27 protein-coding genes are annotated in these 25,414 nt (G+C 35.1%); 24 read left to right on the forward strand and 3 right to left on the reverse strand.

Annotated elements, in window-relative coordinates:
- Positions 1 to 21: 21 nt before the first annotated feature.
- A complete protein-coding gene (locus IEV74_RS00090; protein ID WP_188453316.1) occupies positions 22 to 276 on the reverse strand; it encodes a hypothetical protein in 255 nt (84 codons plus the stop codon).
- A 553-nt stretch (positions 277 to 829) separates the two neighbouring features.
- Here IEV74_RS00090 and IEV74_RS00095 point away from each other — a divergent pair.
- From IEV74_RS00095 to IEV74_RS00195, 21 genes are all read left to right on the forward strand, one after another.
- Complete coding sequence (locus tag IEV74_RS00095) at positions 830 to 1,894, forward strand: PIN/TRAM domain-containing protein (RefSeq protein WP_188453936.1); 1,065 nt, start codon at positions 830 to 832, stop codon at positions 1,892 to 1,894.
- A gap of 617 nt (positions 1,895 to 2,511) precedes the next feature.
- Positions 2,512 to 3,057, forward strand: a complete 546-nt coding sequence (locus IEV74_RS00100) for a hypothetical protein (RefSeq protein WP_188453317.1) — start codon at positions 2,512 to 2,514, stop codon at positions 3,055 to 3,057.
- Between the two features lie 87 nt (positions 3,058 to 3,144).
- Positions 3,145 to 3,354, forward strand: a complete 210-nt coding sequence (locus IEV74_RS00105; protein ID WP_229683018.1) for an SHOCT domain-containing protein — start codon at positions 3,145 to 3,147, stop codon at positions 3,352 to 3,354.
- Between the two features lie 97 nt (positions 3,355 to 3,451).
- Positions 3,452 to 4,141 carry a response regulator transcription factor gene (locus IEV74_RS00110; protein ID WP_188453319.1) on the forward strand — a complete coding sequence of 230 codons (690 nt, stop codon included), beginning with the start codon at positions 3,452 to 3,454 and terminating at the stop codon, positions 4,139 to 4,141.
- Complete coding sequence (locus IEV74_RS00115; protein WP_188453320.1) at positions 4,138 to 5,517, forward strand: sensor histidine kinase; 1,380 nt, start codon at positions 4,138 to 4,140, stop codon at positions 5,515 to 5,517. Before IEV74_RS00110 ends, IEV74_RS00115 begins: the two co-directional genes overlap by 4 nt.
- Positions 5,518 to 6,303: 786 nt before the next feature.
- The gene (locus IEV74_RS00120; protein ID WP_188453321.1) at positions 6,304 to 7,086 is read left to right on the forward strand and encodes a YwmB family TATA-box binding protein; all 783 of its coding nucleotides are present in this window, start codon (positions 6,304 to 6,306) and stop codon (positions 7,084 to 7,086) included.
- A 742-nt stretch (positions 7,087 to 7,828) separates the two neighbouring features.
- Positions 7,829 to 8,095 (forward strand): hypothetical protein, encoded by a 267-nt coding sequence (locus tag IEV74_RS00125; protein WP_188453322.1) that lies wholly within the window; start codon positions 7,829 to 7,831, stop codon positions 8,093 to 8,095.
- Between the two features lie 732 nt (positions 8,096 to 8,827).
- Positions 8,828 to 9,202 (forward strand): hypothetical protein, encoded by a 375-nt coding sequence (locus IEV74_RS00130; protein ID WP_188453323.1) that lies wholly within the window; start codon positions 8,828 to 8,830, stop codon positions 9,200 to 9,202.
- Between the two features lie 16 nt (positions 9,203 to 9,218).
- On the forward strand, positions 9,219 to 9,335 hold the full coding sequence (locus tag IEV74_RS19965; protein WP_188453324.1) for a glutaredoxin family protein: 117 nt from the start codon (positions 9,219 to 9,221) through the stop codon (positions 9,333 to 9,335).
- Between the two features lie 699 nt (positions 9,336 to 10,034).
- Positions 10,035 to 10,496: a cytochrome c maturation protein CcmE gene (locus IEV74_RS00140; protein ID WP_188453325.1), complete on the forward strand. Its 462-nt coding sequence runs from the start codon at positions 10,035 to 10,037 to the stop codon at positions 10,494 to 10,496.
- The gene (locus tag IEV74_RS00145) at positions 10,496 to 12,475 is read left to right on the forward strand and encodes a heme lyase CcmF/NrfE family subunit (RefSeq protein WP_188453326.1); all 1,980 of its coding nucleotides are present in this window, start codon (positions 10,496 to 10,498) and stop codon (positions 12,473 to 12,475) included. The genes IEV74_RS00140 and IEV74_RS00145 overlap by 1 nt, the downstream gene beginning before the upstream one ends.
- Before the next feature lies 1 nt (position 12,476).
- On the forward strand, positions 12,477 to 12,974 hold the full coding sequence (locus IEV74_RS00150) for a cytochrome c-type biogenesis protein (protein WP_188453327.1): 498 nt from the start codon (positions 12,477 to 12,479) through the stop codon (positions 12,972 to 12,974).
- Between the two features lie 16 nt (positions 12,975 to 12,990).
- Complete coding sequence (locus IEV74_RS00155) at positions 12,991 to 13,341, forward strand: hypothetical protein (protein ID WP_188453328.1); 351 nt, start codon at positions 12,991 to 12,993, stop codon at positions 13,339 to 13,341.
- Positions 13,331 to 14,260 carry a hypothetical protein gene (locus IEV74_RS00160; protein WP_188453329.1) on the forward strand — a complete coding sequence of 310 codons (930 nt, stop codon included), beginning with the start codon at positions 13,331 to 13,333 and terminating at the stop codon, positions 14,258 to 14,260. The genes IEV74_RS00155 and IEV74_RS00160 overlap by 11 nt, the downstream gene beginning before the upstream one ends.
- A 12-nt stretch (positions 14,261 to 14,272) precedes the next feature.
- Positions 14,273 to 14,968, forward strand: coding sequence for an ABC transporter ATP-binding protein (locus IEV74_RS00165; protein WP_188453330.1), 696 nt, complete (start codon positions 14,273 to 14,275; stop codon positions 14,966 to 14,968).
- On the forward strand, positions 14,965 to 15,642 hold the full coding sequence (locus IEV74_RS00170; protein WP_188453331.1) for a heme exporter protein CcmB: 678 nt from the start codon (positions 14,965 to 14,967) through the stop codon (positions 15,640 to 15,642). The genes IEV74_RS00165 and IEV74_RS00170 overlap by 4 nt, the downstream gene beginning before the upstream one ends.
- Position 15,643: 1 nt before the next feature.
- On the forward strand, positions 15,644 to 16,330 hold the full coding sequence (locus IEV74_RS00175) for a cytochrome c biogenesis protein (RefSeq protein ID WP_188453332.1): 687 nt from the start codon (positions 15,644 to 15,646) through the stop codon (positions 16,328 to 16,330).
- 16 nt (positions 16,331 to 16,346) lie between these two features.
- Positions 16,347 to 16,460 (forward strand): CcmD family protein, encoded by a 114-nt coding sequence (locus IEV74_RS19970; protein WP_188453333.1) that lies wholly within the window; start codon positions 16,347 to 16,349, stop codon positions 16,458 to 16,460.
- Between the two features lie 40 nt (positions 16,461 to 16,500).
- A complete protein-coding gene (locus IEV74_RS00185) occupies positions 16,501 to 17,022 on the forward strand; it encodes a TlpA family protein disulfide reductase (RefSeq protein ID WP_188453334.1) in 522 nt (173 codons plus the stop codon).
- Positions 17,023 to 17,066: 44 nt separating this feature from the next.
- Positions 17,067 to 17,783 carry a hypothetical protein gene (locus IEV74_RS00190; RefSeq protein WP_188453335.1) on the forward strand — a complete coding sequence of 239 codons (717 nt, stop codon included), beginning with the start codon at positions 17,067 to 17,069 and terminating at the stop codon, positions 17,781 to 17,783.
- Positions 17,784 to 17,815: 32 nt separating this feature from the next.
- Positions 17,816 to 19,735, forward strand: coding sequence for a copper resistance CopC/CopD family protein (locus tag IEV74_RS00195; protein WP_188453336.1), 1,920 nt, complete (start codon positions 17,816 to 17,818; stop codon positions 19,733 to 19,735).
- 136 nt (positions 19,736 to 19,871) lie between these two features.
- On the opposite strand, the gene IEV74_RS00200 is transcribed toward IEV74_RS00195, so the two are convergent.
- Entirely contained in the window at positions 19,872 to 21,401 is a 1,530-nt protein-coding gene (locus tag IEV74_RS00200; RefSeq protein WP_188453337.1) for a Na+/H+ antiporter NhaC family protein, read from the reverse strand.
- Positions 21,402 to 21,659: 258 nt separating this feature from the next.
- Between IEV74_RS00200 and IEV74_RS00205 the strand changes: the two genes are divergently transcribed.
- Entirely contained in the window at positions 21,660 to 22,472 is an 813-nt protein-coding gene (locus tag IEV74_RS00205) for a hypothetical protein (RefSeq protein ID WP_188453338.1), read from the forward strand.
- Between the two features lie 205 nt (positions 22,473 to 22,677).
- Here IEV74_RS00205 and IEV74_RS00210 read toward each other — a convergent pair whose 3' ends face one another.
- Positions 22,678 to 23,394 carry a hypothetical protein gene (locus IEV74_RS00210; RefSeq protein WP_188453339.1) on the reverse strand — a complete coding sequence of 239 codons (717 nt, stop codon included), beginning with the start codon at positions 23,392 to 23,394 and terminating at the stop codon, positions 22,678 to 22,680.
- Positions 23,395 to 23,596: 202 nt separating this feature from the next.
- On the opposite strand from IEV74_RS00210, the gene IEV74_RS00215 reads away from it, so the two are divergent.
- Together IEV74_RS00215 and IEV74_RS00220 are read left to right on the forward strand one after the other, a co-directional pair.
- On the forward strand, positions 23,597 to 24,619 hold the full coding sequence (locus IEV74_RS00215) for a hypothetical protein (RefSeq protein ID WP_188453340.1): 1,023 nt from the start codon (positions 23,597 to 23,599) through the stop codon (positions 24,617 to 24,619).
- A 149-nt stretch (positions 24,620 to 24,768) separates the two neighbouring features.
- Entirely contained in the window at positions 24,769 to 25,248 is a 480-nt protein-coding gene (locus IEV74_RS00220; RefSeq protein ID WP_188453341.1) for an HAD domain-containing protein, read from the forward strand.
- The last annotated feature ends 166 nt before the right edge of the window (positions 25,249 to 25,414 follow it).

The raw sequence follows: 25,414 nt of genomic DNA on the forward strand, positions 1-25,414 counted from the left end.
AGTTGTCAAAATGAGCGTCTACTATGGCGCTCTTTTTTCCGTTTTGTGAACCACCTTATTGTGATAAGAGGTTTTCTCCACCATCGCTTCTGAGGCAACAAAGAATAAACCTATTAGAAAAATAAAAACTGCTCCCATAACTGCACCAATACCAATTGCAGTCAAAATTCCGTAATTGCTTACAAAAAATCCAAGTAAAAAAGTAATGATTCCAATTGTTAGGATAGTCCCTCCAATATATTTTACAGCATTTAATATTCTTGTTTTAGATTCCATGTACTCACTCTCCTTAATTATATATTATTCAATTTGTTCACGAAATTGTCAAAACTAATTAATTGTATTTACGCATTTTTCTTGACATTCTTAGAGGGTTATATGAATGCACATGGGATGGATGTATTCGTTAGTGTGTAATCGAATGTACCTTAAGGGCAAAAAGGAAAAAAGGGGAAACCTCGGAGCCTCTCACTTAATATTAACCGCGCCTTAAAAGTCTAAAAATCTATTTAAGCTTGCAAATAACCAAATTGTTAAATTTAATCATTTAATTCTCCACACATTCAACAAATTCGTGCATTATACTTAATATTGTCCTAGTTTGATGATAAAGGGAGCAACTTAAACAAATGAAGTTAATTTGCTTTTTTTACCTTTATATAAGAGGAATCGTTGGTAAAAAATATTGTTTTTCTATTTTTTTGATGACAATATGTCTTGTGTATCGAAATGAATGGATTGAAATATAATATCCGTCTTACCCATCACCAAAGAAATAAAATACTGGTTTCGTTGTAGTAATACAGGAGGTGTATCATTGTTGGATATAATTCTTAAACGAATCACTATCATTATGAGTGGAACGATTGGGATATTTCTTGTTCTAGATCTCATAAATGGTATGACAAATGGAAAAGTCCCTTTATGGGTGAGTTATCTAATTGGTATTGTTGTTTTTTTCATTACAATATTTTGGATGATTGGTTACGGTATTAGCTTTATACGTCTAATAGAAGAAAAACTAATGGAAGTGCCTGTAACAAATGTTTTATGTGGAAGCATTGGTCTTATTTTAGGATTAAGTTTGGCATTCTTAATTACTAGTCCTTTGAAGGAGATGAGTATAGGGGTAGTTAACACAGTTTTTCCGATTTTTCTAACTCTCTTGTTCGGTTATTTAGGATTTCAAGTGGGATTTAAGAAGAAGAATGACATTATAAACTTATTACCCGCTTTAGAGCTAAATGATACTAAAAACACAAAAATAGGCGTTGAAAGTAAAAAGGAACTTCAAAGAAAAGTAAAAATTCTGGATACAGGTGCTATTTTAGATGGTCGAATTGAAGAAATATGTAAAACAGGTTTTTTAGAGGGTACATTGGTAATCCCGGAATTTGTTCTAGAAGAAGTACAACATGTAGCGGATTCATCTGAACCGATAAAAAGAAATCGAGGAAGAAAAGGTCTTGACACGTTGAACAGGATCCAAAAAGAGTTGGAATTACAAGTTGAAATATATGAAGGTGGATTCAACGAGATAAAAGCAGTAGATCGGTTTGTAAAACTGGCAAAGTTATTAAATGGCACAGTTGTTACGAATGACTCCAATCTAAATAAGGTATGTAATTTGCATGATGTAAATGTTTTGAACATTAATGACTTAGCTAGAGCCATAAAACCGGTTGTCTTCCCTGGGGAGAAAATAAATGTACAAATAATTAAAGATGGTAAAGATGACAATCAAGGAGTTGCCTATTTAGACGACGGTACAATGATAGTAGTAGAAAAAGGACGGGATTATATAGGCGACTACATTGATGTTTTGGTAACGAAGCTTTTACAAACCCCTGCTGGAAAAATGATTTTTGCTAAACCAATAATCCAAAAAGGTTAAAAAGGAGTATTTATTGAATGTTGAGAGTGTACTTAGCACCTAATTGTGTTAACAATAAATCCATTTTTTCTTATTGGTGGTAACAAAGTTTGATTGCAAAGGAGAATATTAAATGAATGGAGCAGTTTTAAGGATAAGCATCTTTCCTTATAGTGTTGATGTCCATGTTTTTTATTTATCGTTTACATGAGCAAGCACACTCATCTTAAATAGTAATCCATAGTAATAGATGAGTAATTAAGCTTGTCTAATGGGAGTCAAGCAATAGGATAAACATTCTCTCAATAATGAAGTAGAAAAACAACTTGCCTTTCCCACATTTAAGGCAAAGGCAAGCTTGTTAATTATTTTTGATAGAAGAAGCGAGTAACAGCCTCCTTTTTGTAAACAAAAACCTTCTGCCAACTCTTCCCATTACTTTTGTAAAAACCAAGCAGTTAGGTCCACATCTTTTTGATTCTTGATACCTATGTATTATTACATATCATTTTTATGTCTATTTTAAATCTTAACAAGTTCTTGACATTCTCTCCATAAGTTCTGAAAGTTGATTGTTTACATTGTTAATAAGGGAAAGAATCAAGCTTTCCACTTATAAATAACAGGAGTGAGTATAGATGAAAAAATTATTAATAGTAGCAGGGTTTGTCGGGGCATTTACAGTTGGGTCAATGACTGCAGGACCGTTCTTTTCATATGCCAGTTCAAACAATTGGGTAAATGATAAACCTTTAAATATGATGGAACAAAATGAAATGATGAGTTCGAATCAAGACTCAGGAATGATGGGTGTTTCGAGCGGAATGGGTATGATGGGAAATATGAATGAGATGATGGATTCAATGTCAATTATGGATGACTTGAGGACCGATCTATTTAGTGAAGCCGCCAAAACTTTAAAAATGACAACAGATCAACTCCGAAATGAAATTCAAAGTGGAAAATCTCTTGAAACGATTACAGATAAGCAAGGGGTAAAGGTAGACAAATTGACGAAAAAGTTGGGGAAGGTCATTCAAAAAGATTTAAAACAATTGGAGAAAGAAGGAACGGCAATAACGGAGCAACAAAAAGAAATGTTGCTTTCTATGAGTGAAAACATCAAAGTAATGTTAAATACTACAGGGATGTTTGCCTGTATTGGGTTTGGTGAATCACTCTAAACAGGAACACCTAAAAAATCACCAAAAGGAGTTTGGTAAAAAATGATGTCGTATAATGGGATGGAATGTTTAGGGGGAGGATTTCCAATGATGATGTTCGGTGGAATTTTTATGTTAGTGTTTTGGGGTTTAATTATTTGTTTAATCATATATGCTATTCGAAAATGGTCGCCAAACAACAAATTAGACCAAATAGACAATGCGGTTGATGTGCTAAGACAACGATATTCTAGGGGAGAAATTAGTACCGAGGAATATAGAGAACGTCTGCAAGAGCTTACTGATAAAAACTTATAATAATTGATTATAGATAATAAACCTTGGTAAACTCATACCAAGGTTTATCTTAGTATTTCTTGCCAAAAAACAATTGGATAAGAAAGGAAACTTGTTGATGAAAAAAACAGTAATGATAGTTGATGATCAAGACGAATTAAGAGAATCAATTTCAACATTTTTACACAATGAAGGTTATCACACGGTAAAAGCTCGTAATGGTAATGAGGCGTTACGTCTTCTTAAAGAGAACCAAAATGTCGATATTATTTTACTTGATGTCATGATGCCTGATAAGGATGGGTATGTGACGTTACGTGAATTGCGAATGGCCCAAGTTAGTATCCCAGTAATTATGCTAACAGCTAAAACAGATGAGCTAGACAAACTTCTAGGACTTGAAATGGGTGCAGATGATTATATTACAAAACCGTTTAGTTTGCGTGAAGTAGTTGCAAGGATGAAGGCTGTTCTAAGAAGAACGTCTAGTGAGCAAACGGGCGATGAATGGATTCACCAAATAGATATTAAAATTAACCTCTCTACATATGAGGTCTTTGTCCATGGAACAAGGGCTAATTTAACCCCTACAGAATTTAAACTTCTAGCTACACTTGCAGAAAAGCCTGGTCGAGTTTATAGCAGATTACAGCTTATGAACATTGCGATGGGAGAAGCATTTGCTAATTATGAACGTTCGATTGACACCCATGTTAGTAATTTAAGAAGAAAGTTAACTAAGCTTGGATCTTCTGCTACTATCAAAACTGTTTACGGGATTGGTTACCGGTTTGGAGGGGAAGAATGAAGCTTAGGAGTAAAGTGCTTATCTCATTGACGGCTGTGGTTATATTCATGGGGCTATTTCAATCTTTATTTTTTCAATCTCGTGTGGAGAAAATGTTTGAAAATTATCTTTCCGAAAGTGATGAAATGAGGGTTAGAACGATTAAACAAGCTGTATCCTCTTATTATGTCTCAACGGGTTCACTTGAAGGTATAGATCAAATTCTTGAGGTTTCAAACCAAATGAATATGAATATGCGAAATATGATGGGGAGTATGGAAAGAACTATTGGGGTTATCATTTTAGATGCTTCAGGTGAAGTAATAGCGGATACAACAAATAACATGGAAAAAAGCAACAAGATGTCAATCAAAGATCCTCTTAAAATAAATGGCAAAACGATTGGAACATTTATTGCGTATCCAAATAAGAGCGCGACTGTTTCTCGTTTAGAACAGCAATTTGTCCAATCGGTTAATTTATCAATCCTTTTTGGGTTCCTTTTTGGTGGCTTAATTACGTTGATGATTGGATACTTTCTTTCTAAAAAAATAACTAGACCCCTTTCACAGCTCGTATCAGGTATTGGTCATGTGTCAAAAGGAAATACAAAATTTCGGGTGACGATTGATTCTAAAGATGAATTCAAGCAGCTTGGTGATGCCTTTAATCAGATGACAGACACGCTTGAACGTACGGAACGCATACGGAAATCCCTCGTTGCTGACGTTGCGCACGAGCTAAGAACACCACTTTCTATCATAAGAGCAAAACTAGAATCTATTCAAACTGGAGCACTAGAAGCAACGGAGGAAGTTATCTTACGCGTAAGTGATGAAGTGTATCGCCTTTCAAGACTTGTCAATGACTTGCAGCAGCTAAGCCTTGCGGAAGCAAGAACACTGCCATTAAAAAAAGAGCCAACAGAAGTAAATGAATTTATTGAAACCATTATTTCCCAGTTTCAATGGTTTGCAGAAGAAAAAAATATTACACTTCATTTAAATAAAATCTCCACTGATCTATTTCTGGAAATAGATCGTGATCGTATCACACAAGTCATTGTTAATCTTCTTGGCAATGCAATTCGTTATTCACCTGAAAATGGAACAGTAACTATCAATGTAAAGGTAGAAGGGCGTTCAGCTATCATTAGCTTTCAAGACACAGGAACCGGGATTGAGCAGGAAAATATCCCATTTATTTTTGAACGCTTCTATCGTGCAGATGAATCGCGAAAACGTGATAAGGGTGGAGTTGGGCTAGGTCTTTCGATTGCCAAAGGTTTTGTTGAGGTACATGGCGGGACAATTAAAGTGAAAAGTGTTATAGGAGAAGGAACGACGTTTGAGATCTCTTTACCTATAAAAAAGGAAACTATGGGAAAGACTGATTGAAATTAAATAGAGCATAATTGCGACGGTATGATAAAAAAAGTTGTTTGCTACCACGTCATTTCATTTCTTCCATTTTTCTTCTTACCGGCAAAAAGGAAAGGATCCTGAAAAGTAAACGGGATTCTTTTATTTTACCAAAAGCAAATCATTTAATGGCAACATTCATACGTTGTTAAATATGTAATTGATTATAGGGAAAATTGTCAGTTTATATGTCAAATGCAGTTCTATGATGGAGATTAGAATTGAGTGTTAATCCAAAGTATTTCCTAGAAAAGAAAAAATTAAAATCTTATGCAGCTCCACACTTTCTACAAACCTTTCTCTTATAATGAAATTCAGGTTTACGAATAAGATGATTTTTAGATATCAAAATACTTTATAAATTGGTTTTAACCTCTTGCTCATCAAATGGTCATGAAAATCAATTAATGTTGATCCCGGTGCAACTGCCCGTAAGACTCCCACCTCAAAACATGAGGTGAATAAAATGTGTTTAGGTGGGAGTTATCGGACGCAAACACCTCGATTCATTCAACTAACAATCAGTGGGATAAGCGCAAAAACCTCCGCTGATTGAAGTTTCACTTTATAAAAATGATTTTTGTGTCTTGACTAGAAGATACATCACAATATTACTCTAGTCTGAACTTTTGATGGAGAATCATTTTCTCTAAAAATAGAGGTAAAGGTCCTTCTGTTCATTAATTCGTTTAAAGAAGAGTAATAGAAAGATGTAACTCATTTACCTTTAGTTAATAGCCAGATTCAAATGGGGGGGTTACAATGTTTTTTCAATTCAAAAGGAACTGGTTAATTATTTTATTACTTATTATTATTTTGGGGATTATATTGATCATTAATCAGAGTAATAACACATCTACTGCAAGTGATAATAAAGATGACGGTCTTTTACTAATGTGCACGCTGAGTGAAGCAAATGTTAAAAATGAAAAGGTGATTTTAAAATTTAGTGGTTTAGTTAATACCTATGAAGATATTTCTCAAATACATTCCTTTAAGGTAGAACTGGAACGAGCTTTTTCAACAAATCTTTCATTAACGACGCAACAAGATGAAAAGGAATTAATTAAGTATCAAGGACAAAAAGTTGTTTCTTCATTGCCAAATTCAAAAATAAAGGTAGCCCAAGCAAGTGTTTTGAAAAAAAACGGAAATTACCAAGTGTATCTAATTGTATCCTTGTTGAGTTACTCAATAGATCAAAATGGCTTTTCTCAAAATTACGATTATCTCAAAAATGCGTTGGAGAATGCTTCTGTAACACCAAATATTAAAGTAAATATTCAAGGGAGCGTGAATCAGAAGTTGACTCATAGCGGTCAAAAACAAAAAATAATGGACATGTTTAATAGTTTAGGTGCTTCTGTTTCTGAAGGTCTTAATGAAAAGGAAGTAATAAGTCTTTCCGGTTATTCTAAAAAGCTTAGTAATTCTATAAAAAGTGATAAATATAACATGAATATTCAAATTGCTAGTCGCTTTGACCCACTTGATGGTATAACGACGTTTACTATTGGCACACCTCTTATAACGATAGAATACTAATCTGTTGAAATCCCTGTTACTGAAATCAGCAATATTTTTGAACGTTTTTTATCAGTGAACCACAGTAACTTAAAGGCAGATTGGATGAAGAGCTTGTATATTATCCGAAAAGAGATGTCCTTTTCAAGTGTGTTCAAAGATATAGTCGTTATAATTAGTACTACTATTTTAGCAGTTATGGTAGACCGAACTTTGATTAGATCCTCACATGAAATTAGAAAAATAAAATAAAAGAGCAATTCTTTTATGAGTTGTTGTGGTGGTTCATTTAAGAAGATAGGAAAAAAGATGGTATGACTCAACAGAGTCCTCGTGATCAGTTGAATATGAGATTCATAAATAGAGTAATAGATATGGAAGAATATTTAAAAACAAAGGAAGTAATCGCACAGCCTTTATTATTTTCGCCAGTCTATAATAGGCTGGGCCTATTATAATCAGATACTGATTAATTTTCATATATGTTATCATAGAGTCTTTTTTCTCATATTATTTAACTAAAGGGCAGCCTGAGATATTAATAGTGATTAAGGCAGCAATTTTACTATTCCCACCACTCTCTTTAATCATCTATTTTTATACTGATCCATGAGGATTATTTATTGATTAGAACTATAGTAGCACAAGAAAAGAAGGATGTTTTTGCGAATTTAACTTAAGAAGAAACATGGTAAGGGAAGCGTTACATATACAAATGAAAAAGTTATTGGCAAAAGCCTCCATAAAAGAAAGGGAGATATGATTGGATTTACAGTTTATAACTAAATTAGTAATTTATATTATTGGTGTCGTAGTTGGAACGGGAATTATAACTCGAGCAACCAATAAATTTATTTTTAAATCGTTTGGTCGTAAACAAAAAGCTTTTTATTCATTTATAACAGTTTCCGTTTTTTCTGTATTAGGATATGGAGTTCTTGCCTTTATTGGAACAGTGATTTGGCTCATTTACGACCTGAGACGAGTACCCGAAAATAAGAATCATAAAAGAATAAATTTATTTGGATGAGAAATTGGTTGTTTGTTAGCTAAATTAATCATTTTAAATATGAGCCCCGTGGCTGAGGCGTTTTAGAAATAAAAAGTATCTCTACTAGTCTTGTTTAATTAAATCTACTCAGACCTAAACATTAAAGGACTCCCTATGCCTAAATATAAGCCAATAGAGTTAATTTTGCATTCCTGAAATTTTGATATGGAACCTGTTCAACGGTATAAATTGATCATTTAGTCGGTTGATTTAAGTGATGATCAACTTGATTATCCATTGCAATGACACTATTTTTAAAAGGGAAGATAGAGTTAGGCGTAACTTCTTCATGATTTAGCTTGAAATGGTATGCTTTTTTGACACAATTAGGAATAAAGGTAGCGGATCCTGGCCTAAATATTGCAGAACTATGGAATTACCTATTTGACTGCTTTTCTGCTTGGTTTTAACAGCAACTATATCCCCTTGCCAAGTGACAACAAATGCTAGTGCGCTTGCCTTTGGTGTCACAAAATGCTACGGATAGAAAACAGACATTGATTCAAATGCTTTTGTTTGGTGCGGGTAAAAATAGCAATAAGAGGTGGAATGATAGAAAGTCATAGTCCGTAAACCATATATTAAATCACCTTTTTTATAGTTAATTTGTTAGTTATTTTCTCCGTAAGTATGTTTGTTATTCTGTCAGAATTATGCAAACGTTTTATTTTACATAAATTCGAATCTATGTAGATAAACTACTGTTATAGAATGGAGGTGATATTTACAATGATGAGTGGTGTGCTTAAATTAGTTATGACATTGTTTATGGGATTAGCCATTGCTATCCCAGTTAATACTTCTGTTCATGCGGAGGTGATACCAACTAAAGCAGAAAATGTTGGGGAAGCAAAAGAAAAAAACTGCATCGAAAAAATGGAAATGATGAAGAAAGAAATGAAAGTGATGATGGAGAACCATGAAATGATGAAGAAGGAAATGAATAGTCTCTTTAATGATTTACAAGAGAGTGGAAAATTGACGCAAGAACAGATACAGAAACTAAATAGTATCAAACAAATGATGCGTCAGATGGAAGAAAAGATGAAACATATGTCATCAATGGAAACGGACGAATTAAAATAATAGGGGGATAAAGGTTATGAATGATGTTACTATCGAAATTTATATAACCTCGACTTGTCCGGATTGTAAAGCAGTAAAAGAGTATCTCCCGCAACATAATTTCCACTTTACAGTACACGATATAAAAACTTAACAAATTGACAGGAAAAAATATAGTTCCGACGACTGCAATAAATGATAAGGGTTTTGTCGGATTTGATCAAAATTGGGAAAAAATTGAATCCTTGCTGTTATCTTGACCTTAGATTTCTAAAGGCTGTTATCTTTTGTTAGCTCATGTTTTCTAGTTGGTTATTATTTCCGACAGCAACATGAGCATTTTTTCTACTCGGGCCAAGCTTTTATTCATTATATGATTGGCTACTTAGCTATACGAGTAATCACGGAAGCTGTCCAGAAATCTGATAGTTATTGGTTCCTTCAGTGTAGCTAAGTAATGAGTTTAACAGGCACTGTTATTGCCATTTTTCTTATAAGATACTGCAAACAAAGTAGTTCAATCGATAATATTAATCCGATTCAAAAAAATGAATACATCAAAACTAGAATATTTGTTCTACTCATGATGACTTTTTTTTACTGCTTATTGTGGAGTTCAGAGATAAAAATCTTCAAACAAAACGGTTTTATAACAATAGAAAGGCTAAACCCAGCATCTTACAAATGCTGGGTTTGTGTATTTGTCATAAATGATATAAAATCCTGTTTCCTCACAAAATCTACATATTTTTTGATTATAATCCAATGAGTTGAAGATTATAGAGACGTTTTTGACTTTCAAATTTCCGAACCATTTTTTAAAGGATAAAAATGAACAAAACGGGGTGATTATATGAGTAAAAGAGTAAAAATAGTTGTCGTAGCAGGCTTGTTTTTCGGAATTATAGGGATGTTGGTTTACACCAGCATTGGTAATGCTGCTACGTTTTATATGACAGTGGATGAACTGGAAGCCAATCAAGCAGGGGCTGTAGGAAAGCCAATCAAGGTTAGTGGGAAAATTGTAGGGGAATCAATAAATTTTGATCAAGATAAGATTCTATTAACCTTTGAATTACGAAACAAAGTGGATACATATCGTGTCCCGATTAGGTATGAGGGAGTTAAACCAGACACATTAAATGATGGTTGGGAAGCAATTGTTGAAGGTGAGTTAACATCAGATGGCACATTAATAGCTTCTGAACTACTCGTAAAATGTCCTTCTAAATATGAGGCGATGGAAGAAGAAGAAGAAAAAATGCCTGCGGATCACCTTGAGTCAAATAAACAACAAGAAGGAGGCTACGAGTAATGGGTGAAATAGGTCGTTGGTCCCTTATCTTTGCGCTATTCATTGTTTTTTATGGAATCATTTCACATTTTGTAGCGATTCGAACAAGTAGTGAGCGATGGCTTAAAAGTGCCAAACGTTCTGTACTGATCTTAGCGGGACTTACTACATTGGCATCGGGGTCATTAATTTACTTGCTAGTTACCGGGAATTTTGATTATGAATATGTTGCACAATATTCAAGTTCTGAAATGTCGCTATTCTATAAAGTTACTGCGTTTTGGGGAGGCAATGCTGGTTCCCTGCTGCTTTGGCTATGGATTCTTAGCATTTACACCGCATTAGTCACGTGGTCCAATCACAAGGATAGTAACCAGTACTTGCCGTGGGTTTCTATATTTCTATTAGTGATTAATCTATTTTTTGCTTTCATTCTCAATACGATTGAATTTCCATTTGCCCCGAATCCCGAAGAAATGAACGAAGGGAATGGACTTAACCCACTTCTACAAAATCCAGGAATGGCCGTACATCCTGTTACGCTCTATCTCGGATATATCGGCTTTGCGGTGCCGTTCGCCTATGGAATGGCTGCATTAATGATAAAAAAGGTGGATTCGACCTGGTTAAAAGTTACTAGACGGTGGACATTGGTATCATGGCTGTTCCTGAGCATGGGAATCATACTTGGATCACAATGGGCATATGTAGAACTGGGCTGGGGAGGTTATTGGGCTTGGGATCCAGTGGAAAATGCTTCACTGCTTCCTTGGTTGACAGGTACTGCGTTTTTACATTCAGCAATCATTCAGGAACGAAAAGGAATGATGAAAAGGTGGAATATATCCCTTGTTACGATAACATTTCTTCTTACCATATTTGGTACATTCCTAACGCGTAGTGGACTACTATGGTCTGTTCACGCATTTTCCAACGGCCCAATTGGGGCTTATTTCTTCGGCTTCATTGGGATATTAGTGGTGGGGTCACTAGCATTAATCTCATCCAGGTGGTCACTGTTAAAAGCAAAAGGTCGATTTGAATCACCAGTGTCAAGGGAAAGTAGCTTTCTAGTAAACAATCTCTTACTAGTAGTATCGGCCTTTACAGTTTTTCTAGGAACAGTATATCCAGTTCTATCCGAAATGATTACAGGTACAAAGGTAATGGTCGGAGCGCCTTATTTCAATCGCGTAAATGTTCCGATTTTTATAGCGTTGATCCTGGCAATGGGTATTGGCCCTGTTTTGGCATGGAAACGGTCCAGTCTTAAAGAACTGAGACAGAATCTAATGATACCCATTCTCATTACAGTTGTCGCAGCGTCAACATTAATTATTTTAGGAGTTCGTAGCTGGATGGCTGTGTTGGCAAATACCAGTGCCTTATTTGTATTTATGACGATTATTCTAGAATTTTCAAAAGCTGTACAAGCAAGGATGAAGGCAACTGGTGAGGCACCAATTCGTTCGTTCTTCATGTTGTTTGTAAAAAACAGACGACGATACGGGGGCTATGTTGCCCACCTCGCTGTTTTGTTTATCGTGATTGGACTGACTGGTGCTAGTGCATTTTCGCTAGATTTGCAGCAGGGTCTTAATCAGGGTGGAAAACTAGAAGTTGGCAACTACACATTAGAGTACCGTGGACCTGGACAAATAAATACAGACTTAAAACAAATTACGTATGCGGAATTTTTGGTTGAAAAAGACGGTGAGGAAATCGGAGTTATCCGTCCTAGTAAAGAGTCCTATACAAATGGAACCCAACCAACAACAGAAGTTGCTATCGTTAGTTCTCTCCAAGAAGATTTATATGTTGTTTTAAATGGAGTGGTTGAAGATAGTGGAAAGGCAATCATTCAGGTGAAAATTTTCCCGCTTATTTCCTGGGCTTGGTTTGGTGGTTATTTGTTGATCTTTGGTTCGTTAATTGCGTTATGGCCTGAAAGATCTCGCAAAATACGAGAAATTCCCCGTTTGAAAATGGAGTCGATGTAAAATGGCGGCGAAGATTAGCAAGATTTTTCTATATTTATCAACGGTCATTTGGTTGGCGTTGGTTGCATTACCTAAATTGACATTGGCGGAGAAGGTAGCGGTGACTAGACAAGAGGTGCTGGATGTCGCAAAAGAGATCCACCCGCCAGGCTGTACAGATTCAAGGACAGCAGATTATTGTCAATTAGCTACCGCATATGACGTACGCGGGGAAATTCGGGATTTGCTTGAACAAGGGATGAGTAAGACACAAGTAATTGATCAATTGGTGCAAAAATATGGTGAACGTATTCTAGCTGCACCAACCAAGGAAGGATTCAATTTAGTTCCTTGGATTTTGCCGGCAATAGCTATTTTAATTGGAAGTATATTGGTTGCGTTCATTATTCATCGATGGGCCAAAAAGAAACCGAATCATGAAGAGGATCAGAACTTGCAACCTTCCTATACGGAGGAAGACGAGCTAAAGGTTAATGAAGAATTAAAAAACTGGCTATAAGAAAGGAAGAGAATGCATGTCAACACTGATTATAATTGTAATAGGCGTGACCATTTTCATGGTTCTTCTTGCACCCTTCTTTTCAAAACAGACGGACAATAAGAATCAAGCAGCTGATGGGAATGACTTTCAAGAAAAAGAACACATTTTTTCACAGCTGGCTGATTTGGAATATGATTTTCAAATGGGCAAATTGTCCGAAAAGGATTTTGTTAAAACGAAAGGGGAATTAACTGCCAAGGCAGCAAAGTTTGTTCGATCAGAAAATAAATTGGAGCAAACACAATGGATAGTAGATCAGGAAATAAGCACCCATATAGAGAAGTATGGGTTGGCGTCAAACACGGAGGTTCGTCATGAAAATTAAACAATTTCCTTATGTCACTGTTTTCTTAGCAATTTTTGGACTTTTGCTTTATCCATCCAATGCTTTTGCAGATGGTAAGTACCCAGTACGGATAAGCAGCGAATCGATGGTCGTCTTCCCGGTAGATGAAACAACAGCCCAGATTGTGCAGAGCATGTCCTACAAAAATAATGGGACAAAAACAGAAGAACAATTACCAATCTATCTTCCAGAAAATTATGCAGATTTGCAACTTGGCGAAGGATTAACAGAACAAAATACTGTAAAAACATCAAAAGGAATAGTCGTTAAAACTGGACTCGATGGCGGCGAAGAAAAACAATTTGTTGTTACGTATAAGATGCCAATGTTTGATAATGTTTCTCAATGGTCAATTGGAGTGCCATATGTAGCAGACCAGATGCAAGTTATTATCCAGCCAGGTGTTTTATCATTTTCTGCAAGTGATTTGATACCGCAGTCTGATTTATTTGAAATGAATAATCAAAAGTTCCGTCGCTTTACTCGTCTTGACCTTCATCCAGATCAACCTTGGACGCTATCTTTTAAAGCTTTGAATGAATCTGCTCAAGATGAAAGTCCTGCTGCAACAGAGGAAGGTGCAAAATATACAGAAGACGGAATGAAAATTATAGGCGGGGACGGTTTTGGATTTGGCAAAGCTATTTTTGTCATGATCATAATTGTTGTTGCCCTAACGGCTGCCTTAATCGGGTTAAAGCGGGATTTGCTCAAAACAACAGGTAAGCATCGAAAGGTGAAACGATCATGGCTTGTTCATGAGAAACAAATGCTATTGCAAGAAATCGTTGAGCTAGAGAAAGATTACCAATCTAACCTGTTAACAGAAAGCACATATAAAAAGACAAGAGAACAAATACGTGATCAACTGATACGTATTACAATGGAATTGGATTAGGAGTCTCGTAGAATGATGGAATTACAAAATATTAATCTCTTTATGAACGATAAAAACGTGTTGCATTCAATCAATTTACAATGGAGAAAAGGTGAGTCTATTGCACTAATAGGCGCTAATGGTGCGGGCAAATCTTCGTTGCTGAAAGTATTGGGCACACTGGTTAAACCAAACTCTGGAAAGCTAAAGTATCCATCTGATCTATCGGTAAAAGAGTGGAAAAAATTGCTAGGGATCGTGTTTCCAGAAACGTTTTTATATCATTCCTTAACTGCATATGAAAACTTGAGATTTTACCAAAAATTGTATGGAAAGATTAACAAAGATAGAATTGATGAAGTTTTAAAGCAAGTGAAGCTATTCCACGTAAAACAGGAAATCGTAGATACGTATTCAAAAGGGATGAAACAGCGACTCTCCATCGCAAGGGCGCTTCTTCACAATCCAACGTATTTACTTCTAGATGAACCCTTTGACGGGCTTGATTCGGAATCAAAAGAGATTCTAAAGAACATGTTATTGCAAATGCGACAGAAGGGGACGGGCTATATTTTAGTTAGTCATGACAGTGAACAGGCATGGGAGTTGTGTGATCGGGCGGTTCTCATGCATGAAGGCAGAATCATAGCAGAAGGAAAGTGTACGAATCAGGGTTATTTTCCATTTATAAAACGGTACAGGGAAATTGTTAAGGAGAAATCATCATGACATTTATTAATCAGGTTGTTCTAATTTTAAATCGTGATTTACGGATTGAATTTAGAAGTAAATCGCTCCTGTTATCAATGGTGATTTTTGCATTATTATTTCAAGTATTTCTACAAATTGTGTTTGATGCGAAAACGCAAGCAATTCAAATGATTGCACCAGGTATTTTGTGGCTACCAGTGTTACTGTCAGCGATGTTAGGTTTCAATAAATATGGCTCAGCGGAAAGAGAAAACGGTGCATTAACAGGCTTGTTGGTTTCTCCAATTGACAAAGGTGCATTGTTTTTAGGCAAGTTAATCGGGAATTATGTTTTGGTCTTTATTGTTATCGTGACTTCCGTACCAATTTTCTTTCTATTTTTAAAGCAGCCTTTCCCTGCTTCAATCGGATTGTTGCTTACGACCCTGCTACTTGGGAGTTGGGGATTCGTAGCAATAGGTGTATTTTTAACGACACTTGCGCATTCAAGTAGTATTACGGAGTTACTTGTCCCAATTATGATTTTTCCCTTAGCAGTACCATTGTTTTTGGCCATCATACAGTTGACGGAAATGGCGTTATTTCCATCCCTTGGAATGGGTGAGAACTTATGGATATTACTGTTAATCGGATACAACTTGATATTTACAGTTGCACCAACATTTTTATTTGATCTTTTGCTGGAGGTTTAGAATGATGCAAAAATATTTAAATCCAACGAAACTGTTTTTAACCTTTGCAACAGGAATTCTAATGGTAATTCAATTATATATGTCGCTTTTCTATGCACCTACGGAAAAGTATATGGGGCATATTCAGCGAATCATGTACTTTCACGTACCAAGTGCATTTGTTGCTTTTGCTGCTTTTACGATTGTTTTTATTGCAGGCATTATGTATTTATACACAAAAAATAAAAAATGGGATGCCCTTGCTGTGTCATCAGCGGAGATAGGTGTTCTTTTTACGACAGTTGTTCTTGTCACAGGTTCTCTTTGGGCAAGACCAGTATGGAATGCATGGTGGGTCTGGGATGATCCACGGCTAGTTACCGCTTTGATTTTATGGTTCATCTATATTGCTTATCTGTTAATACGCACCTCTGTCGCAGGAGATGAACGCAGGCGAAAGTTTGCTGCTGTCTTTGGGATTGTCGGCTTTATCGATGTGCCACTCGTATATTTTTCGGTGAAATGGTGGAGAACCATTCATCCAAAAGTCATTGATGAACAAGGCGTACACATGCCGGCTGAAATGGCACAAACATTATTTTTTAGTATTTTTGCTTTTTTGGTTCTATTTATAACATTACTTCTCTATCGGTATGTGCTTGAAAGCCAAAAAGAAAATGTTAACGAATTAAGAAACAAATATCTTTAGGAAAGGAAGAACGATTATGACTTATCTGGTTGCTGGAGTATTGATATTATGGGGTGGCATTTTAATCTATATGAGTCGATTATACAGCCAACAAAAGAAACTTGCTCGTCGGTTAAACAATTTAAAATAGCGTACTTACTTTGACAGATTAAGAGAAAGGAGGCTGAACCTTGATTCGAAAGATCATAAGAATTACTTCTCTTGTTGTCATTTTAGCAGGATTTATATATGCAGCAATTAGTTTGGGGAAAAATTCAATAGCTGCCGAGGTAGGGGATCAAGCACCTGATTTTACTTTAGAAAATATGGAAGGAAATAGGCTAAGTCTGTCAGATTACAGGGGACAATTTGTTATTTTAAATTTTTTCACTTCTTGGTGTCCGCCGTGTAGGGAGGAAGCTCCAGATCTTCAAGAATTTGAGGAACAGTATGGAGACCAGACGAAATTACTAATCATTGATCGAGCAGAGCCAAAGGTAAACGTTCAAGAACATATTGATGAATTTAATTCGACGTCAACATATTTGTTAGATTATAACGATTCTATGGCTAAACCATACGGAGTTAAAGGCCAACCAGAAACCTTCTTTATCGATGAACAGGGAATTATTCGCTACCATCAGATTGGACCTATGACGAAGGGGTTTATGGTTGAAACAGTTAATAAGTACCGAAAGACACCGTTAAAATAATAGATATAGTATGGTTTTATTAGATAATATGAATGAGGTATAACATGAATGTAGCATTATATAATCAGCTGATTGAACAATATAGTTTTATAACAGAACCGTTATGGGAGTTATATGGCTCTTATAACGGTTATTCAGGTTTACCACTAATAGGTACCATTTTGTTAGGATTGATCGTAAGCACATACCCTAGTCAAATTACTTACCACTTAGGGAGCATTACGTATATTGCCAATCAAATGGCACACAAATCCAACTGGTGGATAATTGTCATCAGTTTTTTCATTGGTAAGGTAGCAGGGGTTTATCTCATTGTAAGCCTTCATTTTTGGGTGGAAAAAGATTGGGTGGAAAAGTTTTTTGAAGGGATAAGAAATTTAAGTGGTCCACTTTATTTTTTGTTGGGTATCTTACTTCTACTATCTATGGTACGGAATAATGGTAAAACGAATCATCTTTCTTTTTACAAAGGACTTTTAATAAGCTTTTGTTTATCACTTATTATAGATCCGGTTGCACTTTCCATTTTGAACATGTTTATACCGTGGATATCAAGCCAAAATTTATTTTTGGGAGTAGTCATACCATTTGTTTACGTGCTTGCCGCTTTCATTCCAATTTGGATCTTTTGTATTTTAGGTTACGGTTTTAATTTAGATATTTTCTTAAAGAAACATTCTATCAAAAAGCACATATATATCTTTTTTGGATTTGCACTAATTGTACTAGCATTTAATCAATTTTTTCTTTATTGGATGTAACCATTAATTTGATTTAAAAGGAGTAAGATTTGATGAATGGATTTGTATTGCAGACAAGTAAAAAGCTATCTTTTTTAACAGTCCTGCTAGCACTGTTTTTTTCTTTCAGTTTACCAGCAAACGCACATTCGACATTAAAAGATACGTATCCTAAAGGTAATGAAGTGCTTGAGGACGCCCCTTCTAGAATCGAAGTTTGGTTTCAGGATCCGGTAGTTATTCACACGGATTCCATAAAAATTGTTGATTCAGCTGGTAATGTAGTCCCTGCAGCAAGTAAATTAGATTCCAAAAATGCCGGACATATCATTACTAAGTTAAAAGAAAAATTAGAGCCTGGAAAATATACGGTAAAGATCAATGTAATCGCTCAGGATGGGTTTGTCATTGAAGAAGAATTCAGATTTTCCGTTATAAAACCAGTAAAATCAGAATTTAATGAACTAGAACTAGTTAAATCAAATATTTCAGATGGAGAAATCTATAAGGGATCTCCAAAACAAGTGGAGTTATGGTTCAATCAAGCTGCAGAAGTAACTGCATTTGGTATCTTTGATGACAATCACCAACCTGTTGGAGTAAAACAGCCCAAGGTGGATCCCAAGAACCCACGGCATACAATTATACCCATTTCAAGAAAGCTTTCTTCCGGGTCCTATCAAATAACATGGTATGCAGCTCCGGTTAATAAAGGCGAGCAGACAATACAAAGTGACAGAGTGGGCGTTTATTATTTTGCAGTTGATGAGTTTTCGTCCATGACACCAATTGGAAATAATAACAGTTCCATTGACTGGGGTACATTTAAATTTTCTTTCGGACTTAAACAAATAGCATATTGGTTAACGTTTATTGGTTTAACAGTTTTGTTCGGAATATCTTGGTTCTATTCTGTTATCTTAAAAAATCGAATAGAACAACCTAGACGCAATAAATCAATTTTACTATTTTATTTACTGAGTTTAGTAGGAATTGCATTGTTGATCATTCACCATAGAATAGACCTCTCCGGGTTGTCGATAAATGAATTCCTGTTGATAAAGTTTTCATGGATTCCCATTGTTCAACTATTTCTCATTACTATTGGTATATGGATAAAAAAAATACGTCCGTTCTTATTTGCTTTGGCATTAATATTGTGGCCGTTTATCATTGGCCACGCTTCATACCCACGCTATGGCGGTTATGTTACGATGGCTGCGGCATCACTACATGTTTTAGCTGTTGGAATATGGATGGGAGGGCTAATAGCACTAATTATAAAGCCTAAACATCAAGACTCTAGGGAATGGTTCAAAACTGTAGGATCTTCATTCTCTAAATGGGCCTTGGCTAGTGTAATGATAATCATATTTTCAGGTGTTTGGATGACTGTTGAATTCCTGCCATCCTTTTCTATCAAAAGTTTGGTAGAAAGTGAATGGGGTAGGTCCTTACTAGTTAAAACCATACTGTTCTTATTATTAGTAATTATAGGGTATATTCAAAGAAAAGCGGTTAAGCAGCTTAGTTCAAAACTAGCCCAATCCTTCTTTGGAAGAGTGAGAGCAGAAATCATGTATGGAGTTATTATTTTCTTTTTTGCTGCAACATTAGTTGCAGCAAATCCTAGTGCGGCCGAACAAGGAGTTTATAAAGAAACACCAACACAACAGGATTTGGATTTAACTGTAGAAATTACGCCTTTAGAAATGGGATTAAATACGATTACATTAGATTTTAAAAATGATCCCAAAATTCGTAATGTTAAAGTACAACTAAGTATGCCTCCGGACTGGAGAATCGAGAATAAAGCGTTTGAGGTAGATAAAGGGACATACAAGTTGACGGGAAATTTGCTCCATGCCGCGGGAACTACTAATATGAAAGTGAATGTTCTTATGGAAAGTGGAGAGGAAATTCAAATACCTTATAGAATTGTGGTGCCTGGTGAAATAAGGTTTAATGAGTGATTATTACGTGATTGTATCATTTCATCACCACAACCATCTAGCTTGTTTAATTATTACAAGATAGATTTTAGACAATTTAAAGACGAGCAGAAAAGCATTCGAGCTGCTCGTCTTTTTATGTGCTGGATTGTTTTATTTAAATGATAAAAAATGACACGGTTATAAACAAGATTGCTGTGAGGGCTGCAGCCGACATATTATATGGGCTCATCGCTTTTACATATTTCATGTGATCTGCTCCTGAAATTCCTGCTGACATCGCAGTCATACCGGAAACTGGAGAAGATACATCTCCAAACGTTCCTCCTGAGAAAACAGCTGCCACTGCCAATGGAAGGGAGCTTCCCGTAGTTACTGCCAGTGGAATGGCGACTGGCATCATTAATGCCCATGAACCCCACGAAGAACCAATGAAATAGGTAACTGCTGCTGTAACAAGAAAAACAATCAAAGGAATCCAGACAGGTGTTATTGTTCCGGCAAGTGTCTTTTCAATCAAGGTTGTTAGTCCTAAGTCCTGAGAAACATCTGAAATTGGCCATGCTAATACAAGGATAATAATGGTGGTCATGAGCTTGTTACCGCCTTTGATAAAACGATCTGTAATCATTTTTAAACGCAATCCTTGGAACATATATAGCGCAATCGAAGCAACAATTGTAAGCATTAATGCTATTAACATCATTCTCGAAGGATTATCACTATTCCACATTAGAATAAAACTCAGTGGAATAAGGATGATAATGGGTACCAATAGGTTTGAAAGTCGTGGCTTTAAGGCTGGTTCTTCATGTTCCATTCCCATTTTCATGCCACCGTCCATTTTTTCATGTTCATCCTTCTTGGTTGCTACTCCCATTTGATCTTTTGCGGTGTCAGCTTTATCAGCATTTTCCTCGTCTTCATCGGAATCCCGTGCAAATTCAAAGGCAAACGAATGCTTTTTGCTTGTAGGTGCCTCATTCTGAACATCTTTCTTTTCGTTGCTTTGTTTCATTAACTCTTTCATGTAAGAAAAATTTAATGATGGGACTAATGAAGCCAACGCAACAATAATTGATGTATAGCTAAAAAAGTGGAAAGGTAATGAATGGATAAAAAGAGTGAGTGCAGACCCTTCTATGTTTGCTGCGTCCATCCCTTTATTGATAACACCAGTTGTATAACCAATAAAGGTAGTTGCCATCGGAATCAGGACAATGACTGGGCTGGCAGAGTTGTTAAGCATGTAGGCGAGTCGTTCCTTAGCAACATGAAAACGTTTCGCCAACGGATTAATAATGGCTCCGCCAGCTACTACCCTAAAGCCACAATCCATGAATGTTATCGGTAATAGCGCCCATGAAGTTAGTAAGGCTTGATTTGGACCTTTTATATATTTTGCAATAAATTTAGCAAATGCTTGGACACCTCCCGAAATCTGGATCAATGCTACAAGACCACTAAATGTAAAAAGAAATAGTAAGACATCTAGATTTCCAGTGTCTGTCAATACTCCTGCAATGTATGTAATGGTTTGATTGAATGAATTAACAAATGAACCGGTATATAGCCAACTTCCAATCCATAACCCGATAAGCAATGATGGGATCACTTGCTTTGTCCACATTGCAAAAAGAATGGCAGAAAGAGATGGAACAATGGAAAGCCATAATTCAAGGGACATTGTATTAACCTCCTTATCATGTAAGTTGTATGACTATTAATTATTGCAAGTGTTTTTTACTTTTTGTAGGTTACCCAGAAATTTTGGGATTATGATACATATTCTTCAATGGACTAGAATGAATGGATGTTGTCCCATTTTTGTGATTAAGAATTTAAATAACATTTGTTTTAACTTTTTAAGAAATAGCTGTTCGAATTTGTAAGATCACCTGTTAACATGTTTCAGATTAAACTTTATCAAAATGGAGGATTAACAATGAACAAAAATTTTTTAAAAACATATGAAGTTAAAGGTGAGAATGTTCAATTATACGATTATGAGATTCAGGCTTTAGTATTTTTACATCACCAAAAAATGGTTACAGCTGAGCAATTTTTGGAACATTTAGTGGGTTTTCATAAGGCCAAGTTGGATTTTAAATCGTATGATAAACGTTTAACATATTTGTGGCACTCACATCTGGTTGAGGTAGGAGAAATCGGAGAGAGATACGTGGTTTTGCTCAGCCAAGAAGGAGAAAGTTTACTGAAAAGGGCTACTGACAAAGCTGTGATGAGCTATTCTGCACCGTTAAACACAATTGAACAAATAAACAATCATCTTCATATACAGCAAATTATTATTGGGTATTTTAATTTGGTAAGAAACAGATTTGATCATGTGTACCAACCTGGTTTACCTGAAAGGGTAAGGAAAGAGTATTTGTCACTTCCTCTGTTCGTCGGAGGTAATTTAACATTTCATCCCGTCTGGAATTCAAAGTTAAATATAGGTCAGCACTGGATACTGGGGAGGAAGTATAATGGCAATACAAAAGACAAATTTATTCATTTCCTTGTTATTTCTAATGATCAGGATGCGGATCAATTTTTGGAACCGTATATTGAGCTTCAGGAACAAAATGAACATGAGGACCATAACGTGATCTTCATTCATTTTGCTGATATTAAAGCATATGATTTGAAAGAGTTAGACAGTTATGAAAGGAATAGTTATAAGAAATCAATAGAACAAACAATTGATATGACATTTAGTCAATTAATTAAAAAAGATCTATTACCCTACTAGTTAGGGCAGAAATTAGTTAGTAAGAATAAGTAAAATGAGGGAATTAAGCCAAGCCAATCTTGTTTTTGGTCTTGGCTTTTTGTTTTTTAAGGAAAAATTGAGTGGAAAAACTGATCAAAAAATTAATATAAGATATAAAAAGGATAACGTAGGAAGGAAGATACATTATCTTTCACCACCATCTTGTTATCCTTTTTAGATCTAGTTAGAAAGGTAGATTACCTGTTGTCACTTTTTCTAGTTCCGTCATTAAGAGTAGTGTTGAATCTTTCGCTCTTTTTACTTCATTGTCCATTCTGTGATTAAAGTATTTTAAAAACTCCTTCAATAGTGAAACACTACTTTTAATAATTTCCCTTTTCTCTGATTCATTTGTTGCATAAAGTTTATAAGGAAAATTTAACAGTGATTTGGCTTGTGCTTTTAGTTGATTTATCTCATCAATTCCGAAATTAGGAGCTAAATCATTAACCAAAAAATGAGACCAATTGTTTTGAAAAATTATTAGCCTGTTAAATAGTTTTAGATTAGATGACACATAGTCTATGAACTTTAAATCACTGTTATTTGCACAGCAATAATTTCGTAATGCCTCCTGTATTAGACTTATAGAATTGCTGTAGTTATCGCAAAAATGTGACATAGAGAATAGGATCTCATCTTGTGTTTGGTCGTGATCACGATATATATTGATTGTAAGTTGAAAAAGTGTGTACCCTTTTGAATAATTCTCTAAAATCCAATCATGAAATCGAATTAAGTGTTCTGTCCAAGCTACAAGTGAATTGCTTCCTTCCTCAAAATAATTGAGCTCAAAAGGTGCATCAGAAGGATCGTCATACCATGTTAGATCAAACTCATCCAACTCATCCCATACACAATTGTTTTTGTGATTATTAAATACTGCTCTAAATGATAACAAAATAGAAGACCTCCTTGATAATTTTAAATATTATACTCGGTGGGAGAACTTATTTTAATAGTTGATCCGTTTTTTTTATAGATTTTATATTGTCAAGGGTATAATAGGATCTTTTGTAAAAAAATGCTTATCCAAATCTTAAAATATAAAATAAGTGAGGCTATTATGTTTAGGTGAATTTCATAAGAAAGGATGAACTAGAGTGAGTAATGAAACAATAGTAGCCAAAGGATTTCTGATAATACCTAGATTGAAAATAGAAAACCCTAGAGACAAAATGCTTTTTTTATTTTTGTTTGAACGGGCAAATTTTGCAGATGACAAACTTTGCAAAAGAGGTGAGTTAATAACATCAAAGAAACAATTAGAAGAGTTAACAGGATGGACCTATGGCATTATCAGAGGGGCAATTAGTAGACTAGAGGGTCATGGACTAATTGTAGCAGAAACGCTTTCCCAAAAGAGGGGTACAAAAATTCGAATTAACAACTATTCCTTTTTTCAAGACCTCACTAATTATAAAACTGACTCATCTTTTTTAAGATATGAAGATTCTAAACAGGATAACAAACAGTATCAACATCCGAATAACAAACAGAGTAATGCTGAGAATCCCGAATTACAAGGCAATACAGACCCTTATGAAGTAACAGATAACAAAGAGGATACCAAAAAGGATAACAAACGGGCTAACAAAGAAAAATGCAATACTATAACAGAATTTCTTAACAGCATTTCTGAACAGAATGTATATAACAAAAAAGAAAACTGTTTGTTTCTTGAATTGGTTGAAAAATATTCTATTGGACATTTACTGTTTTATAATAAAGATGAAATAGCCAATTTTGTTGATTTTGCAGCAGACATAAATTCTTTAATACTAAATATTGATAGACTAATATTAATGGATTATCTAAACATAGTTAGACTTGCACGTTCTTCCAAGAAGGTGTCATTACGAGTAATAGCCAAATTTCTAGATGATGTATTGAACTATCCGATTAAAACGGTTGAGTCAGCATTGAGGGTTCATCTCCAGAATCATCCGGATAAGATTGAAGCATATACAATTGGAATAATAAAAAATATGGCAGACCAGAATATAAATGTACAAAAAGAGAAGCATTTTCAAAAGAAAGGTCCTTCCAAGAGTAGAGAACGAGAGGCGAGATTAAGGGCAAAGGGATATCTTGCAAATACTGGAGATGTACAGTTTGATTACTAAGGCGAATGGTAAATCTGTCTAGCAATTATCGGATGCAATAAAGAGTTAGCCATAATATACTTATTCAGAAGGGATTTTGTATATTATGGCCATTTGTAAATACTGATTGAGAACTGCATAAATCTAAAGCACCAAGGAGGGTGGAGTAATTGGCAAAATCTATCAACATCTATATTGACATTGATGGGGTGTTAACAACAAAGTTTTCAAATTCATCTAAGCAACACAGTGGGTTACAATTTGATTCTGTATGTGTTGAAAACTTAAAACAATTAATAACAGACCTTAGAAATATTTTTGAAATAATAGTTATTATCATTATTAGTGATTGGCGATACAATTTTTCACGAAATGAATTGGAATATATTTTTTGTACGGTCTACAAGTTAAAAGGATACATAGACAGATTAGACGTTACCGAAAAAATGTACAATCGTGAATTTGAGATTAAGCAGCATATGGAGTCGCAAAATGATTCGGATATAATTGTTATTCTTGATGATATGAATTTAAAGGATGACAACTTAACGAAATATCACTTGCGAACAAGGGAAGAAGACGGGATAAGAGCATTTGATGATGTTAAATCGTGTATTCTGAGAATCATACAAAAACAGATCGGTTTGTGATGGAAAGGGTATGTACGAAGGTGATTGTAGCAGAAGGTATGTTATGTATATTCATTCTCTTGCAATGACATTATCGCTTGTGGCCATTTGCAAAATCAATGCTTTCTATTTTTCTTCCACCATTTTTGTTTCTATTCCACTTTTCGTCTGCATTTTTATCTTTGCT

The sequence above is a fragment of the Virgibacillus oceani genome, assembly GCF_014638995.1.
Classification (GTDB): Bacteria; Bacillota; Bacilli; order Bacillales; family Amphibacillaceae; genus Virgibacillus_E; species Virgibacillus_E oceani.

What these genes read in the sequence shown, in the direction of transcription:
- IEV74_RS00195 (WP_188453336.1), top strand. Translation starts at nt 17,816, where the DNA reads ATGAATGGATTTGTATTGCAGACAAGTAAAAAGCTATCTTTTTTAACA.
- IEV74_RS00090 (WP_188453316.1), bottom strand. Translation starts at nt 276, where the DNA reads ATGGAATCTAAAACAAGAATATTAAATGCTGTAAAATATATTGGAGGG.
- IEV74_RS19970 (WP_188453333.1), top strand. Translation starts at nt 16,347, where the DNA reads ATGACTTATCTGGTTGCTGGAGTATTGATATTATGGGGTGGCATTTTA.
- IEV74_RS00150 (WP_188453327.1), top strand. Translation starts at nt 12,477, where the DNA reads ATGGCGGCGAAGATTAGCAAGATTTTTCTATATTTATCAACGGTCATT.
- IEV74_RS00200 (WP_188453337.1), bottom strand. Translation starts at nt 21,401, where the DNA reads ATGTCCCTTGAATTATGGCTTTCCATTGTTCCATCTCTTTCTGCCATT.
- IEV74_RS19965 (WP_188453324.1), top strand. Translation starts at nt 9,219, where the DNA reads ATGAATGATGTTACTATCGAAATTTATATAACCTCGACTTGTCCGGAT.
- IEV74_RS00120 (WP_188453321.1), top strand. Translation starts at nt 6,304, where the DNA reads ATGTTTTTTCAATTCAAAAGGAACTGGTTAATTATTTTATTACTTATT.
- IEV74_RS00110 (WP_188453319.1), top strand. Translation starts at nt 3,452, where the DNA reads ATGAAAAAAACAGTAATGATAGTTGATGATCAAGACGAATTAAGAGAA.
- IEV74_RS00140 (WP_188453325.1), top strand. Translation starts at nt 10,035, where the DNA reads ATGAGTAAAAGAGTAAAAATAGTTGTCGTAGCAGGCTTGTTTTTCGGA.
- IEV74_RS00190 (WP_188453335.1), top strand. Translation starts at nt 17,067, where the DNA reads ATGAATGTAGCATTATATAATCAGCTGATTGAACAATATAGTTTTATA.
- IEV74_RS00170 (WP_188453331.1), top strand. Translation starts at nt 14,965, where the DNA reads ATGACATTTATTAATCAGGTTGTTCTAATTTTAAATCGTGATTTACGG.
- IEV74_RS00145 (WP_188453326.1), top strand. Translation starts at nt 10,496, where the DNA reads ATGGGTGAAATAGGTCGTTGGTCCCTTATCTTTGCGCTATTCATTGTT.
- IEV74_RS00155 (WP_188453328.1), top strand. Translation starts at nt 12,991, where the DNA reads ATGTCAACACTGATTATAATTGTAATAGGCGTGACCATTTTCATGGTT.
- IEV74_RS00130 (WP_188453323.1), top strand. Translation starts at nt 8,828, where the DNA reads ATGGAGGTGATATTTACAATGATGAGTGGTGTGCTTAAATTAGTTATG.
- IEV74_RS00160 (WP_188453329.1), top strand. Translation starts at nt 13,331, where the DNA reads ATGAAAATTAAACAATTTCCTTATGTCACTGTTTTCTTAGCAATTTTT.
- IEV74_RS00165 (WP_188453330.1), top strand. Translation starts at nt 14,273, where the DNA reads ATGATGGAATTACAAAATATTAATCTCTTTATGAACGATAAAAACGTG.
- IEV74_RS00175 (WP_188453332.1), top strand. Translation starts at nt 15,644, where the DNA reads ATGATGCAAAAATATTTAAATCCAACGAAACTGTTTTTAACCTTTGCA.
- IEV74_RS00100 (WP_188453317.1), top strand. Translation starts at nt 2,512, where the DNA reads ATGAAAAAATTATTAATAGTAGCAGGGTTTGTCGGGGCATTTACAGTT.
- IEV74_RS00105 (WP_229683018.1), top strand. Translation starts at nt 3,145, where the DNA reads ATGATGATGTTCGGTGGAATTTTTATGTTAGTGTTTTGGGGTTTAATT.
- IEV74_RS00205 (WP_188453338.1), top strand. Translation starts at nt 21,660, where the DNA reads ATGAACAAAAATTTTTTAAAAACATATGAAGTTAAAGGTGAGAATGTT.
- IEV74_RS00115 (WP_188453320.1), top strand. Translation starts at nt 4,138, where the DNA reads ATGAAGCTTAGGAGTAAAGTGCTTATCTCATTGACGGCTGTGGTTATA.